This is a genomic window from Propionivibrio dicarboxylicus (assembly GCF_900099695.1).
Taxonomy (GTDB): Bacteria; Pseudomonadota; Gammaproteobacteria; order Burkholderiales; family Rhodocyclaceae; genus Propionivibrio; species Propionivibrio dicarboxylicus.
This window is the reverse complement of the sequence record NZ_FNCY01000006.1, coordinates 147007-160676: the sequence shown is the minus strand read 5'-3', so window position 1 is coordinate 160676 and position 13670 is coordinate 147007. Positions and strand designations below refer to the sequence as shown.

At 56.7% G+C, this 13670-nt stretch carries 15 protein-coding genes; 14 read left to right on the top strand and 1 reads right to left on the bottom strand.

Going from position 1 to position 13670, the window contains the following annotated elements:
* The first annotated feature begins 6 nt into the window (after window positions 1-6).
* The 14 genes from pyrH (at window position 7) to BLR25_RS09330 (ending at window position 13220) form a co-directional block, all read left to right on the top strand.
* On the top strand, window positions 7-729 hold the full coding sequence (gene pyrH, locus BLR25_RS09395) for a UMP kinase (RefSeq protein WP_091936891.1): 723 nt from the start codon (window positions 7-9) through the stop codon (window positions 727-729).
* A gap of 11 nt (window positions 730-740) precedes the next feature.
* The gene (gene frr / locus BLR25_RS09390; protein WP_091936889.1) at window positions 741-1301 is read left to right on the top strand and encodes a ribosome recycling factor; all 561 of its coding nucleotides are present in this window, start codon (window positions 741-743) and stop codon (window positions 1299-1301) included.
* Between the two features lie 69 nt (window positions 1302-1370).
* Window positions 1371-2150, top strand: a complete 780-nt coding sequence (gene uppS, locus BLR25_RS09385; RefSeq protein WP_091936887.1) for a polyprenyl diphosphate synthase — start codon at window positions 1371-1373, stop codon at window positions 2148-2150.
* Window positions 2151-2157: 7 nt separating this feature from the next.
* Window positions 2158-2991: a phosphatidate cytidylyltransferase gene (locus tag BLR25_RS09380; RefSeq protein ID WP_342718537.1), complete on the top strand. Its 834-nt coding sequence runs from the start codon at window positions 2158-2160 to the stop codon at window positions 2989-2991.
* Window positions 2988-4178: a 1-deoxy-D-xylulose-5-phosphate reductoisomerase gene (gene ispC / locus BLR25_RS09375; RefSeq protein ID WP_091936883.1), complete on the top strand. Its 1191-nt coding sequence runs from the start codon at window positions 2988-2990 to the stop codon at window positions 4176-4178. Before BLR25_RS09380 ends, ispC begins: the two co-directional genes overlap by 4 nt.
* The gene (rseP, locus tag BLR25_RS09370) at window positions 4154-5542 is read left to right on the top strand and encodes an RIP metalloprotease RseP (RefSeq protein WP_342718536.1); all 1389 of its coding nucleotides are present in this window, start codon (window positions 4154-4156) and stop codon (window positions 5540-5542) included. The genes ispC and rseP overlap by 25 nt, the downstream gene beginning before the upstream one ends.
* A gap of 13 nt (window positions 5543-5555) precedes the next feature.
* A complete protein-coding gene (gene bamA / locus BLR25_RS09365; protein ID WP_091936878.1) occupies window positions 5556-7883 on the top strand; it encodes an outer membrane protein assembly factor BamA in 2328 nt (775 codons plus the stop codon).
* 51 nt (window positions 7884-7934) lie between these two features.
* The gene (locus tag BLR25_RS09360) at window positions 7935-8408 is read left to right on the top strand and encodes an OmpH/Skp family outer membrane protein (protein ID WP_091937009.1); all 474 of its coding nucleotides are present in this window, start codon (window positions 7935-7937) and stop codon (window positions 8406-8408) included.
* Between the two features lie 26 nt (window positions 8409-8434).
* Window positions 8435-9454 (top strand): UDP-3-O-(3-hydroxymyristoyl)glucosamine N-acyltransferase, encoded by a 1020-nt coding sequence (gene lpxD, locus BLR25_RS09355; protein WP_091937005.1) that lies wholly within the window; start codon window positions 8435-8437, stop codon window positions 9452-9454.
* Window positions 9455-9459: 5 nt separating this feature from the next.
* Window positions 9460-9894 (top strand): 3-hydroxyacyl-ACP dehydratase FabZ, encoded by a 435-nt coding sequence (gene fabZ / locus BLR25_RS09350; RefSeq protein ID WP_091937006.1) that lies wholly within the window; start codon window positions 9460-9462, stop codon window positions 9892-9894.
* 18 nt (window positions 9895-9912) lie between these two features.
* Complete coding sequence (gene lpxA / locus BLR25_RS09345) at window positions 9913-10683, top strand: acyl-ACP--UDP-N-acetylglucosamine O-acyltransferase (protein ID WP_091936876.1); 771 nt, start codon at window positions 9913-9915, stop codon at window positions 10681-10683.
* The gene (gene lpxB, locus BLR25_RS09340; RefSeq protein WP_176785822.1) at window positions 10683-11858 is read left to right on the top strand and encodes a lipid-A-disaccharide synthase; all 1176 of its coding nucleotides are present in this window, start codon (window positions 10683-10685) and stop codon (window positions 11856-11858) included. The genes lpxA and lpxB overlap by 1 nt, the downstream gene beginning before the upstream one ends.
* Complete coding sequence (gene rnhB / locus BLR25_RS09335) at window positions 11839-12423, top strand: ribonuclease HII (protein WP_091936872.1); 585 nt, start codon at window positions 11839-11841, stop codon at window positions 12421-12423. Before lpxB ends, rnhB begins: the two co-directional genes overlap by 20 nt.
* Complete coding sequence (locus BLR25_RS09330; RefSeq protein ID WP_091936870.1) at window positions 12420-13220, top strand: TrmH family RNA methyltransferase; 801 nt, start codon at window positions 12420-12422, stop codon at window positions 13218-13220. The genes rnhB and BLR25_RS09330 overlap by 4 nt, the downstream gene beginning before the upstream one ends.
* On the opposite strand, the gene smpB is transcribed toward BLR25_RS09330, so the two are convergent.
* The gene (gene smpB, locus BLR25_RS09325; RefSeq protein WP_091936868.1) at window positions 13210-13656 is read right to left on the bottom strand and encodes an SsrA-binding protein SmpB; all 447 of its coding nucleotides are present in this window, start codon (window positions 13654-13656) and stop codon (window positions 13210-13212) included. The genes BLR25_RS09330 and smpB overlap by 11 nt on opposite strands.
* Between the last annotated feature and the right edge of the window lie 14 nt (window positions 13657-13670).

Sequence of the window (13670 nt, the reverse complement as noted above, 5' to 3'; positions counted from 1 at the left end):
CGAACCATGTCCGACATCGCTCCTAAATACAAACGCATATTGCTCAAGCTCTCGGGTGAGGCCCTGATGGGGGCCGATGCTTACGGGATCAACCGTCAGACGATCTCGGAGATCGTCGCCGAGGTCAAGAGCGTCGTTGATTTGGGAGTGCAGGTCGGCGTGGTGATCGGCGGAGGTAATATCTTTCGCGGCGTCGCCCCGGCCGCGACGGGTATGGACCGTGCCCAGGCTGATTACATGGGCATGCTGGCGACGGTCATGAACGCGCTGGCGCTGCAGGATGCGATGAAAACGATTGGCATGCCGACGCGTGTGCAGTCGGCGCTGAACATCGAACAGGTCGTCGAGCCGTATATCCGCGGACGTGCGATCCGCGGTCTCGAACAGGGGCGCACCATTATTTTTGCCGGTGGTACGGGAAATCCGTTCTTTACCACCGATACCGCCGCCGCATTGCGCGGGGCTGAAATCGGCGCGGAAATCGTGTTGAAAGCCACCAAGGTTGATGGCATCTATTCGGCTGATCCGAAAAAGGATCCTCACGCGACCCGATATGACCGCATCAGTTTCAATGAGGTCATGATGAAGAATCTTGCCGTCATGGATGCGACCGCATTCGCGCTTTGCCGCGATCAGAAACTGCCGATCAATGTCTTTTCGATTTTCAAGCCGGGTGCGCTGAAGCGCGTCGTGATGGGCGAGAACGAAGGCACCCTGGTCTACTGCTGAAGGAGAGTGCGATGTCGATTGCAGATGTGAAAAAGACGGCCGAACACAAAATGCATAAAACGCTCGAGGCGCTGCGTCTCGATCTTGCCAAGATTCGCACCGGACGCGCGCACGTCGGTCTGCTCGATCACGTTCAGGTGGATTACTACGGATCGATGGTGCCGGTCAATACCGTCGCCAACATCACTCTGCTGGATCAGCGTACCCTGGGCGTGCAGCCTTGGGAAAAAGCGATGGTGGGCAAGGTGGAAAAGGCAATTCGGGATTCTGACCTCGGCCTGAATCCGGCGGCGCTGGGTGAATTGATCCGCGTGCCGATGCCGGCCTTGACGGAAGAGCGCCGCCGCGACCTGATCAAAGTCGTCAAGCATGAGTGCGAAAATGCGCGAGTGGCCATTCGCAACCTGCGCCGGGATGCCAACTCGACGCTGAAGGATCTCGTCAAGAACAAGGAGTGTTCGGAAGATGACGAGCGTCGGGCGCAGGACGACATCCAAAAGTTGACGGACAAGAACATTGCCGAAGTCGACAAGCAGTTTGCGCAAAAAGAATCCGAATTGATGGCCATCTGAGCCTCTCCGCGCATCTTTTCGACTAACGTGTTTACCAGTTCGACGAGCGATATTCCTGCGCCGGCCAGGATGCCGCGGCATGTTGCCATCATCATGGATGGCAACGGCCGTTGGGCGAAAAAACGTTTTCTTCCTCGTTTTGCCGGCCATCGTCGGGGGGTGGAAACGGTCAGGGAAGTGGTGCGCTACTGCCTTGAGCACGGTATTCGCTATCTGACGCTGTTTGCCTTCAGCTCCGAGAACTGGCGGCGCCCGGCCGACGAAGTCTCGTTGCTCATGCAGCTTTTCGTCAAAGCCTTGCAGCAAGAAGTCGAAAAACTCGCGGACAATGGCGTTCAACTCAAGGTCATCGGCGATCTGTCGCGTTTCGACCCGGAAATGCGCGAGTTGATCCGGCTTTCCGAGGAGAAAACTGCGCAGAACGATCGGCTGACCATGACGGTTGCCGCCAATTATGGGGGGCGCTGGGACATTCTCCAGGCGGCCAATCGACTTGCATTGGCTCATCCGGAAAAGGCAGGGCACTGGGAAGAGGACGATCTCGCGCCTTTCCTGTCGATGAACTACGCCCCCGAGCCGGATCTTTTCATCCGTACCGGCGGTGAAGAGCGCATCAGTAATTTCCTGCTTTGGCAACTCGCTTACACAGAGTTCTATTTCACCAAGACGCTTTGGCCAGAGTTTCGTTCAGCCGCGATCGCCGAGGCCGTGTTGTCCTATCAGCAGCGCGAACGTCGGTTCGGTCGGACAAGCGAGCAACTGGTTGGAGCAGGCCAAAATTCCGCGAGCGCGGGCGATGCGCCGGCGACGATCAAAGGGCGTTCCCTGAAAGTTCAGATCGATGCTTAAGACACGGGTGTTGACCGCGGTCGTTCTGCTCGGCGTCTTTCTCTCGGCTGTGTTTGTTCTGCCGCCAGAGGGGTGGGTGCTGGCAGTTACGCTGACCGCTTCCCTGGCTGCCTGGGAATGGGGCGGCCTGATGGCATGGGGGCGTTCGGCACGGATCGTTCTCGGTGTCATGTTTGCCTTGGTGTGCGCTCTTATCTGGCGCTTATGCCCGGCAGTTTTGGGGCTCGGCGACGATTTCGCGCACCAGGCGTGGCCTTTCTCGCGTTGGATTTACTTGCCGGCACTGGCGTTTTGGGTCGCCGTTGTGCCTGTGTGGATGTCTCGGCGGTGGCGTTTGCCGGCTTCCCTTCCCGGAGTGCTGATCGGGTTGCTGATCATCCTCCCGACATGGCTGGCGTTGGTCCAGTTGCGGCAAGCAGGCGATTGGGCTCTGCTGGCCATCATGGCGGCAGTATGGGTTGCGGATATCGGGGCTTATTTCGTCGGTCGCCGCTTTGGGCGCCGCAAATTGGCACCGTCGATCAGTCCCGGAAAGACTTGGGAAGGCGCTTTTGGCGCTGCCGTTGCCGTGACCTGCTATGTCTTCGGACTGGCGCCCTGGTTGCCGTCGGCCATGAAGCTCAGCCCGATGCTGCTGGCGCTCGTTGCACTGTCCATGACCGTGGTGAGCATTCTCGGCGATCTCTTCGAGTCCCTGTTGAAACGCAACGCTGGCCTCAAGGACAGCAGTGGCATCCTGCCAGGGCACGGCGGTATTCTTGACCGGATCGACAGTCAGACCTCGACCTTGCCGCTGGTCGCGCTCATCTGGCTGATAAATTTGTCCGCGGGGGCTGCATGACCCTTCGTCAACTCACGGTTCTCGGCTCGACCGGTTCGATCGGCGTCAGTACGCTGGATGTTGTCCGGCGCCATCCTGATCGTTACCGCATCATCGCCTTGTGCGCGCACCGCCAGATAGATCGTTTGTTCGAGCAGTGCATCGAATTCCGTCCGCAATACGCCGTCGTCGGAAATGCGCTACTGGCGGAGTCCTTGCGCAATCGATTGCAGGCAGCCGGGTGCGCAACCAAGATTGAGTACGGGGAGGAGGCGCTTGTCCGCATGTCCGCCTTGCCCGAAGTCGATACCGTCATGGCGGCGATTGTCGGTGCCGCCGGGCTGAAGCCGGCCCTGGCTGCAGCACAATCGGGCAAGCGCGTCTTACTCGCCAACAAGGAATCGCTCGTCATGGCCGGTGCCGTTTTCATGCGGGCCGTGCGCGAAAATAACGCTGTTTTGCTCCCGATTGATAGCGAACATAATGCTATATTTCAATCACTTCCAGTTGATTATTCGGGTGATTTATCAAGTAGTGGCGTTGCCAAAATTCTGCTGACCGCGTCTGGAGGTCCCTTCCGGTCCGCCGATCGGGCCGAACTTGAGCAGGTCACGCCGGATCAGGCGTGTGCGCATCCGAACTGGGTGATGGGGCGAAAGATATCCGTCGATTCCGCAACCCTGATGAACAAGGGGCTGGAAGTGATCGAGGCGCATTGGCTCTTCAATGTGCCGCCCGAACGTATTCAGGTCGTCGTTCATCCGCAAAGCGTCATCCACTCAATGGTGGAATATATCGACGGCTCCGTTCTGGCAGAGTTGGGGTCGCCCGATATGCGGACGCCGATCGCTCATGCGCTGGCTTATCCCGAACGAATTACGTCGGGGGTGGCGTCGCTCGATCTGTTCAAGATCGCTTCGCTGACCTTCGAGCGGCCGGATTTCGAGCGTTTCCCGTGTCTGGGTCTGGCGTATGAGGCGTTGAGAACGGGAGGAACGGCGCCCGCCATCCTCAACGCTGCAAACGAAATTGCAGTTGCGGCGTTTTTGGCAGAAGAACTCCGGTTTACCGAAATTCCCAAGATCATTGATGCAACGATGCGCGGTGTGTCGGTGTCGGCTGCGGAGACGCTCGAAGACGTGCTGGCGGCAGACGCAGCTGCGCGTGACTATGCCGCGCGGATGTGTCGGCAAGCAGGCGGTTTGTGAACAGCTTTCTCTACACGACGACCGCTTTCCTCGTCGTTTTGGGCGTATTGATCCTGTTTCACGAGTTTGGCCATTATTTCGCCGCGCGCTGGGCGGGGGTCCGCGTTTTGCGTTTCTCGGTCGGGTTCGGTCGTGCGATTGTCACCAGGAAGTTGGGGCGCGACCAGACGGAGTGGTCCCTTGGAATAATTCCGCTGGGCGGCTATGTGCGAATGCTCGATGAGCGCGAGGACGATGTTCCGGCGGATCAGTTGAGTCGGACGTTCAACCGGCAAAGTGTTTGGCGGCGCATGGCGATCGTTGTGGCCGGTCCCTTGGCGAATTTTCTCTTGGCGTTCCTGATTTATTGGGGCAATTTCTGGGTCGGTGTCGAAGAACTTCGTCCTATCCTCGGCGAGCCTGTGGTGGCGACGCCGGCGGCCCAGGCCGGAATCGTCAACGGTGAGCGCGTTCTGACGATCAATGGCGTTCCGACTGAATCCTGGCCGGAAATGCGCTGGCAGATCGTCACACAGGCCTCCGCCGGCGATTCGGTACTCCTCGAAGTCATCAATGCGCGACATGAAATCGTGCATCGGCGGCTCGATCTTGGCGTTATCCGTCAAGCCGGATGGGATGGCGATGCCCTTGAGCGCCTTGGCTTGCGTTTTTACCAGCCCAAGATTCCGCCATTTGTCGGGCGCCTCAGTCCTGACGGACGCGCCGCGTTGGCGGGGCTGCGCGTGGATGACGAGATTGTCAGTGTCGATGGGCTTTCGATTGCAGCGTGGCAGGAGTTTGTTCGTATCGTCCGCGCCAGTCCTGGGCGCGTGTTGAACGTCGGTGTCATGCGGGGAGGGGCGGCGCTGCTGCTGCAGATTGAGCCGGCCTTGATCACCGAAAACGGCCGCGAGATCGGTCGGATTGGCGCCGGCGTCAGGGATCCCGGTGACATGCGCAACGAGTTGCTGGTGACGGTGCGTTACGGCTTTTTCGAGGCGCTGCACAAGGCGTTGGACGAAACCGGAGACAAGATCGGCTTCAGCCTGAAGATGATGGGGCGGATGCTGACCGGCGAAGTGTCATGGCACAACATCAGCGGGCCGATCACGATCGCCGATTATGCCGGTCAGTCGGCAAAATCAGGTGCCGGTCAATATTTGAAATTCATCGCATTGATAAGCATCAGTTTGGGCGTGCTCAATCTGATGCCGATACCGATTCTTGATGGTGGTCATTTGCTGTATTATGTGGCCGAAGCTATCAGGCGGAAACCACTCTCCGAGCGTAGCGTGGAAATTGGGCAGAAGATCGGCATGTTTCTGTTGATCCTGCTCATGGCCTGCTCATTTTATAATGACATCAATCGACTGATTTCCGGTTGAACCGAACGAACGTATGAAGAAGATCCTCCTGTCAGGACTGGTGGCCGCTTTGTTTGCGACCGGCGCGTATGCTTTCGACCCTTTCACGGTCAAGGACATTCGGGTTGAAGGGCTGCAGCGAACCGAGGCCGGAACGGTCTTTAGTTATCTGCCCGTCAAGGTTGGCGAGACCATGACGAACGAGAAAGCATCCCAAGCGATCAAGGCTTTGTTCGCGACAGGGTTCTTCAAGGATGTTCGCATAGAGGTCATGGGCGGCGTCGTCAATGTCATCATCGAGGAACGGCCGGCGATTGCCCAAATCGATTTTGTCGGACTGAAGGAGTTCGACAAGGAACAAATTCTGAAGGGGCTCAAAGAGGTCGGATTCGCAGTTTCCCGGTCGTTCGATCGCGGCATGCTCGACAAGGCAGAGCAAGAGTTGAAGCGGCAGTATCTGACGCGCGGAAAGTATGCAGCCTCGATTACCACGACGATTACGCCGTTGGAGCGGAATCGTGTGGCAATCAACTTCAAGATTGATGAAGGCGATTCCGCCAAGATCAGACAGATCAACATCGTCGGCGCGCAATCCTTCAAGGAAAAACTGCTTCTGGACGAATTCCAGTTGCAGACGCCAAACTGGATTAGTTGGTACACCAAGAACGATCAATACTCGAAGCAGAAACTTTCCGCCGACCTGGAGTCCTTGCGCTCGTTCTATCTCAACCGCGGGTATCTCGAATTCAACATCGAATCGACGCAGGTGTCGATCAGCCCGGATAAGAAGGACGTTTATATTTCCGTCTCCGTCAATGAGGGAGAGCGCTACGTCGTTTCATCAGTCAAGCTGGCGGGTGATCTGACTTTGCCGGAAGACGAACTTCGCAAAGCGGTTCAAATCAAGCCGGGCGATATCTTTTCGCGCGAAAAGCTCAATGAGAGCACCAAGGCCATCAGTGACAAGTTGTCGGCAAAAGGCTATGCATTCGCCAACGTCAACGCGGCGCCGGAGATCGACAAGGAGAAGCATCAGGTTGCATTCACGATCTTTGTTGATCCGGGCAAGCGGGTTTACGTACGCCGGATCACGATTTCGGGAAATACCAAGACGCGCGACGAGGTCATCCGCCAGGAAATGCGACAGATGGAAGGCGCCTGGTACGATGACGAGCGCGTCAAGCTCTCGAAGCAGCGCATCGACAAGACGACCTATTTCAGCGAGGTCAATGTCGAAACACCTCCTGTGCCGGGGACGACAGACCAGGTCGATGTCAATGTCAATGTGACCGAACGATCGACGGGCAGCATTTCGGCAGGTCTGGGTTACTCTCAGGCTGAAGGCGTTATCGTTCAGGGGGCAATAGCGCAATCCAATATTTTTGGTAGCGGCAAGTTCGCGTCGATACAGCTCAATACGGGCCGATTGAATCGGACGATCGGGTTTAGCTACACCAATCCCTACTTCACGGTGGATGGTATTAGTCAAGGGTTTGACATCTACCACAACAAATACAATCCGATCTCCCTGGGCTATGCCTATCGCAAGGAAACGACCGGGGCCGGCATCCGTTTCGGTTTGCCGATTGGTGAAAAGGAAACGCTGACCTTTGGCGCCGGCGCGGATTACACGACGGTGAATATCGATCGCAGTGATGCGAATACACCTTTGCAATATATTCACTTTGCCGACAAGTTCTGCGGTGGTTCTAGTACTTGCTCCAATACCTCGTATCCGTTCTCAACGGGATGGATTCGCGATTCCAAGGATAGCGTGATCAATCCGACCAAAGGTGGCATTGCGCGCGTCGGGTACGAGATCAGTCCGGTTGGTGACATCAAGTACAACAAAATCGTCTTTCAGCGCCAGCACTATTTTGCAATTACGCGCAACACCGTGCTGATGATCAATGGCGAGGTTGGTTTTGCCAAGGGGCTCGGCGGGCAGGATCTCCCGTACTACAAGAACTTCTACGCCGGCGGTCCTTCGACGGTCCGTGGCTATGACACCGCCAGTCTTGGTCCCTACGAATATGGAACGAACGGTATCGTCCGTCTCGGGGGTGTGCGCCGGGTTCTCTTCAACAGTGAATTGACAGTGCCGCTATCCGAACTTGGTTTTGGCAAGGATAAGTCCGTGCGTTTCGGTCCGTTCTTCGATGCAGGCCAGGTTTACGGTGACAAGAGTGCCAATCAGGTTGCAGGGGTAGTTGCGGAAGGCCCGATCCGGATGTCGACCGGCGTGGCACTTACCTGGACTTCGCCTTTTGGGCCTTTGAGATTCAGTTTGGCGCAACCGATCAACCGCCAGGAAAATGATAAAATCCAACGGTTCCAGTTCCAGATGGGACAGACCTTTTAAATCAGGAGAAGAAGCTTGAATACGAAATTTGCCTCGTTGCTGGTTGCGTTGATGACGCTGTTGCCAGTGTCGTTTGCCTCCGCTTCGGATGCGCTCAAGGTCGGTTATGTAAATACGCAACGCATTTTCCGCGACGCACCTACGGCGGTGAAAGCGGCAAAGAAGATTGAGGCCGAGTTTTCCAAGCGCGATCAGGATCTTCAGCGCATCGCCAAGCAACTTCAGTCGATGCAGGAAAACCTCGAGAAGAATGCAGTGACGATGTCGGAAACCGAGCGTCGGAACAAGGAACGCGAGCTTAACGATCTTTCCCGCGATTTCCAGCGCAAGCAGCGCGAATTCCGCGAAGACCTGAACTTGCGTCAGAATGAGGAAAACGCTGCGATCATCGAAAAAGCCAACAAGGCCATCAAACAGATCGCAGAGACCGAGAAGTACGATCTGATCGTGCAGGATGTTGTCTGGGTGAGTCCGAAGCTGGATATTACCGACAAAATCATCAAAGCCTTGTCTGACGGCAAGTAAGCGACGTGCAGGGTCAATCACAGGGGATGCGGCTTGACGCGATCGTTGCTCAGCTCGGGGGAGAACTGCGCGGGGATGGTAGTGTAGAGATTGTTCAGGTTGCGAGTCTGATATCGGCAGGGCCAGGACATATCAGTTTTTTCTCCAACCCGAAACTCAAGGCCCAGCTTAAAGATACGCGTGCATCGGCCGTGGTTCTCGCGGCCAGGAGCGCTGACGATACCGACTTGCCGCGGATCGTTCATCCCAATCCTTACGCCTACTATGCGCGCGTGGTGGCGTTGCTCAATCCCGCGAAGCATCCCGCCGTTGGCGTAGATGCCAGTGCGGCGGTGTCGTCTCCCTTGCCAGATAGCGTTACGGTGGGGGCGTGTGCCGTGGTCGGGCAGCGCGTGTCTTGCGGCGAAAATGTGGTGATTTATCCCGGATGCGTGATCGGCGACGACGTGAGCATCGGCGATGATTCCGTTATCTATCCGAATGCGGTGGTCTATCAAGGCTGCGTGATCGGTAAGCGGGCGGTCATCCAGGCGGGCGCGGTGATCGGTAGCGATGGCTTTGGATTTGCCAAGGAAGGCGAGTGCTGGATAAAAATCCCGCAAATCGGCAGAGTGATCATTGGCGATGACGTTGAAATCGGTGCCAATACATCGGTCGATCGAGGCGCGCTCGACGACACGGTAATCGGCAACGGCGTCAAGCTCGACAATCAGATTCAGATCGCCCACAACGTGCACATCGGCGATCATTCCGCGATGGCCGGCTGCGTTGGCGTCGCAGGGAGTACGCGATTTGGCAAACGTTGCACGGTTGGCGGGGCCGGCATGGTTTCCGGTCACCTTGAGATCGCTGACGACGTTCATATCTCTGCCGGTACGCTGGTGGGCAAGAGTTTGAAGCAGGCAGGCGTTTACACAAGCGTTTTTCCGCTCGATACGCATGAAGACTGGTTGCATAATGCGGCGCAGATCCGGCGCTTGTCGAAGCTGGCGGAACGCGTTTCCGAACTTGAAAAAGCACTTAAAGAAAAAAATATAACACCATGATTGAAATGGATATTAACGAAGTCATCAAGCATCTTCCTCATCGTTATCCCTTCCTTCTCGTGGATCGGGTTGTGACGATGGAGATTGGCAAATCGATTCACGCCTACAAGAACGTGACAATCAACGAGCCATTCTTTCAGGGGCATTTCCCGCATTACCCGGTCATGCCCGGCGTGCTGATCATGGAAGCGTTGGCCCAGGCGGCCGGCATTCTGTCGTTCAAGAGTGCCGGAGAGATGCCGAGCGAACATTCGGTGTTCTATTTTGCCGGGATCGACAAGGCTCGCTTCAAGAAGCCGGTCACTGCCGGTGATCAACTCCATCTGCATGTGGAGATTGCCCGGCAGATGCGCGGTGTGTGGAAGTATAACGCCGTTGCCCGTGTTGACGGTGAGGTGGCGGCCGAAGCCGAGTTGATGTGCGCGAAGCGCGATATCTAAGAGAGGGCGATGTCAAGCATGATTCACCCGACAGCAATCATTCATCCGGGCGCGAAACTGGGGGCTGGCGTTTCCGTTGGTGCTTACTCGATCATCGACGAGCACGTGGAAATTGGCGATAACACCAGAATTGGGCCGCACGTCGTCATTACCGGGAACACCAGGATCGGTTGCGACAACCGCATCTTCCAGTTCTGTTCGCTTGGCGAAGTGCCGCAGGACAAGAAATATGCAGGGGAACCGACTCGTCTCGAAATCGGTGATCGAAACACAATTCGCGAGTATTGCACCTTCAATCTGGGTACCGCACAAGATGTCGGCGTGACGAGGATGGGTGACGACAACTGGATCATGGCCTATGTGCACATCGCCCATGATTGTCAGGTCGGAAACCGGACGACCTTCGCCAATAACGCTCAGTTGGCAGGCCACGTGCACGTAGACGATTGGGCCATTCTCGGTGGCTATACGGGGATACATCAATTCTGCCGCGTCGGGGCGCACACCATGACGGCGGTTGGAACTGTGGTGCTTCAGGATATTCCGCCTTATGTCATGGCCGCCGGGAATACCGCGACACCGTTCGGCATCAATGCCGAGGGGCTCAAACGTCGGGGATTCTCGCCGGAAGCGCTGCTGACGCTCAAGCGTGCTTATCGCACCTTGTACAAGTCCGGACTCATGCTTGACGAAGCCAAGCTTAGACTTGAAGAAGAGGTCGGTAGTCATCCCGAACTTCAGCCGATCCTCGATTTCCTGGCGGTGTCCAAGCGCGGCATCATCCGATGATGGGAACGGGCGTTCGCATCGCCATGGTGGCGGGCGAGGCGTCGGGAGATCTGCTCGCCAGCCACCTGATTGCTTCGCTCAAAGCAAAGCTGCCAGGGGCTCGTTTCTACGGTATTGGTGGCCCCAAGATGGAAGGTCAGGGGTTCGAATCCTGGTATCCGCTCGAGAAACTGGCCGTTCGTGGCTATGTGGAGGTCTTGCGGCAGTACCGCGAAATCTCTGGCATACGAAATGCGTTGAAAAGGCGCTTGCTTAGCGACAAGCCGGATGTGTTCATCGGAGTGGACGCGCCGGATTTCAACCTTGGCTTGGAACACGCACTGAAAGTTCGTGGAATTCCCTGTGTTCATTACGTCAGCCCGTCGATTTGGGCTTGGCGGGGCAAGCGCATTCACAAGATCGGCGCTTCCGTCTCTCACGTGCTGTCGCTTTTTCCGTTCGAACCGGCGTTGTACGAGAAGGAAGGTATTCCGGTGACCTATGTCGGCCATCCGCTGGCCGATGTATTGCCGCTTGAAGATGGCAGGTCATCTGCGCGAACTTTGTTGGAACTATCGCCGCAACGCCCCGTTTTTGCCTTGCTTCCGGGAAGCCGTCAATCCGAACTCGGATTCATGGCAGATACCTTTATCGCTACAGCTGCCGAAATCCATCGTAAGTTGCCGGAGGCCTTGTTTCTCGTCCCCTTGGCGACGCGTGAAACGCGCATGCAGTTCGAGGAAGCGCTTTACCGTTGCCAGGCGCGAGAGTTGCCCTTGCGTATGCTGTTCGGCCATTCGCACGAGGCGATGATGGCCGCCGATGTCGTGCTTGTAGCGAGCGGCACAGCGACCCTCGAGGCTGCATTGCTCAAGCGTCCGATGGTCATTGCGTACAAGATGGCGCCGATGAGCTATCGCATCATGCGCCGCATGGGTTATCTGCCGTATGTGGGCCTGCCGAATATTCTCGCCAACAAGTTCGTTGTCCCGGAATTTCTGCAGGATGATGCCAATCCTGAAAATCTGGCACAGGCCATGCTGAATCTCTATGCCGACAAGGAGTCCTGCGAGCGAATTCAGCAGGTTTTTCATGGGATTCACCTCCAGCTTCGGCAAAATACGGCGGAGAAGGCTGCGGCAAAGATAATCGAGTTTTTGCCGGCGGGAGCGGGTAATGCCGCTGTGGCTGCCTGAAGGTCTTGTCTGCGGCGTGGATGAGGCCGGGCGTGGCCCGTTGGCCGGATCCGTTGTCGCCGCAGCGGTGATTTTGGATCCGCAGCACCCGATTGATGGCCTTGACGACTCGAAGAAGCTTTCGGCCAAACGGCGTGAAAAGTTGGCGGAGGAAATCCGACAGCATGCGCTGGCATGGGCCGTGGCGGAAGCAAGTGTCGAAGAGATCGACCGGATCAATATTCTGCAGGCGAGTCTGTTGGCAATGCAGCGCGCCGTTTCTGCCTTGTCGATTACACCGGAGAAAGCGCTGGTCGACGGTAACAAATGCCCGCGCTTGTCATGTCTGGTCGAAGCAATCGTCGGTGGAGACGGCAAGGTAGCATCGATCGCTGCGGCGTCAATTCTGGCAAAGACAACGCGTGATGCGGCAATGCTTGAATTACACAAGCAGTACCCCGACTACGGTTTCGATCGGCATATGGGCTACCCGACGCCACAGCACCTGCAAGCTTTGCGCGAACATGGCATCAGCCCGGTGCATCGGCGTAGTTTTGCGCCTGTCGCCCAGTTGTCACTGCTGTGAAATACATCGTTTCTCGCGAAAACCCACGCTTCAAGGCACTGAAAAAGCTCTGCCAGAGCGGTCGCGAGCGTCGCAAGGCACGGCAGATCGTGTTGGACGGAATGCATCTTGTCGAGAGCCTGCTTGCTTCGGGTCGGTCGCCGCTTGAGATCGTCATCAGCGATGCTGGAAAAGCCAGAAGTGAAATTGCTCGGTTTCTCGAAACCGGCGAAAAGTGTTCCAGTGTCATCTGTTTGTCCGACGCGCTTTTTGCCGAGTTGGCTCCCGTGGAAACGCCCAGTGGAATATTGGCGATTGCCTCGATGCCAGATGAGGCCATGAGAGTCGATTTGGCGGGTGATGCAGTGCTGCTTGATGGCGTTCAGGATCCCGGTAACGTCGGTTCGATTTTGCGCAGTGCTGCGGCCGCAGGGTTCCGCCAAGTTCTGCTCTCTGAAGATTGCGCGCAGGTTTGGTCACCCAAAGTGCTCCGTGCCGGCATGGGAGCGCACTTTTTGCTGAATCTGCATGAATCGGTCCGCTTGCCGGAATTCCTGAACGAATACCGTGGATTGTCGATGGCAACGGCCTTGGGGGCAGATTCCACCGGTTTGTACGAACAGCGTTTGCAGGGGGCGGTCGCCTGGGTGTTCGGTAGCGAAGGCGCCGGTGTGTGTCCCGACGTGATGGCGAGCGTGGCGCGGCGCGTCCGGATACCCATGCCAGGTGGTTGTGAATCACTCAATGTCGCTGCCGCAGCGGCCGTCTGTTTGTTCGAAACGGTGCGACAGCGGAACCTCGCACCGGTCAGTTGTTGACGCGCATCAGTCGCGCCTTCTCACGCTCCCAGTCCCGGGATTTTTCGGCCTCGCGTTTGTCGTGCAGTTTCTTGCCCTTGGCCAAGCCGATTTCTACTTTGATGCGACCTTTCTCGAAGTGCAGATCGAGCGGCATCAGTGTGTAGCCGGCGCGCTCCACCTTGCCGATGAGTTTGCTGATCTCTTTGGCATGCAACAACAATTTGCGCGTGCGGATCGGGTCGGGTTTGATGTGCGTTGAAGCTTCCGCCAAGGGAGTGATATGCATGCCGAAGATAAAGATCTCGCCGTCGCGAATGACGACATACGATTCCTTGATGTTCGCTCGGCCGGCACGGATCGCCTTGACTTCCCAGCCTTCAAGAACCAGGCCTGCCTCGAACCTTTCCTCAATGAAATAGTCGTGGAAAGCCTTCTTGTTGGTAATGATACTCATATGGGTAGACCCGG

Bases quoted from the DNA above. Each gene is read 5' to 3' on its own strand.
- pyrH (WP_091936891.1), top strand. From the start codon at position 7: ATGTCCGACATCGCTCCTAAATACAAACGCATATTGCTCAAGCTCTCG.
- frr (WP_091936889.1), top strand. From the start codon at position 741: ATGTCGATTGCAGATGTGAAAAAGACGGCCGAACACAAAATGCATAAA.
- uppS (WP_091936887.1), top strand. From the start codon at position 1,371: ATGCCGCGGCATGTTGCCATCATCATGGATGGCAACGGCCGTTGGGCG.
- ispC (WP_091936883.1), top strand. From the start codon at position 2,988: ATGACCCTTCGTCAACTCACGGTTCTCGGCTCGACCGGTTCGATCGGC.
- bamA (WP_091936878.1), top strand. From the start codon at position 5,556: ATGAAGAAGATCCTCCTGTCAGGACTGGTGGCCGCTTTGTTTGCGACC.
- BLR25_RS09360 (WP_091937009.1), top strand. From the start codon at position 7,935: ATGACGCTGTTGCCAGTGTCGTTTGCCTCCGCTTCGGATGCGCTCAAG.
- lpxD (WP_091937005.1), top strand. From the start codon at position 8,435: ATGCGGCTTGACGCGATCGTTGCTCAGCTCGGGGGAGAACTGCGCGGG.
- fabZ (WP_091937006.1), top strand. From the start codon at position 9,460: ATGGATATTAACGAAGTCATCAAGCATCTTCCTCATCGTTATCCCTTC.
- lpxA (WP_091936876.1), top strand. From the start codon at position 9,913: ATGATTCACCCGACAGCAATCATTCATCCGGGCGCGAAACTGGGGGCT.
- lpxB (WP_176785822.1), top strand. From the start codon at position 10,683: ATGGGAACGGGCGTTCGCATCGCCATGGTGGCGGGCGAGGCGTCGGGA.
- rnhB (WP_091936872.1), top strand. From the start codon at position 11,839: ATGCCGCTGTGGCTGCCTGAAGGTCTTGTCTGCGGCGTGGATGAGGCC.
- smpB (WP_091936868.1), bottom strand. From the start codon at position 13,656: ATGAGTATCATTACCAACAAGAAGGCTTTCCACGACTATTTCATTGAG.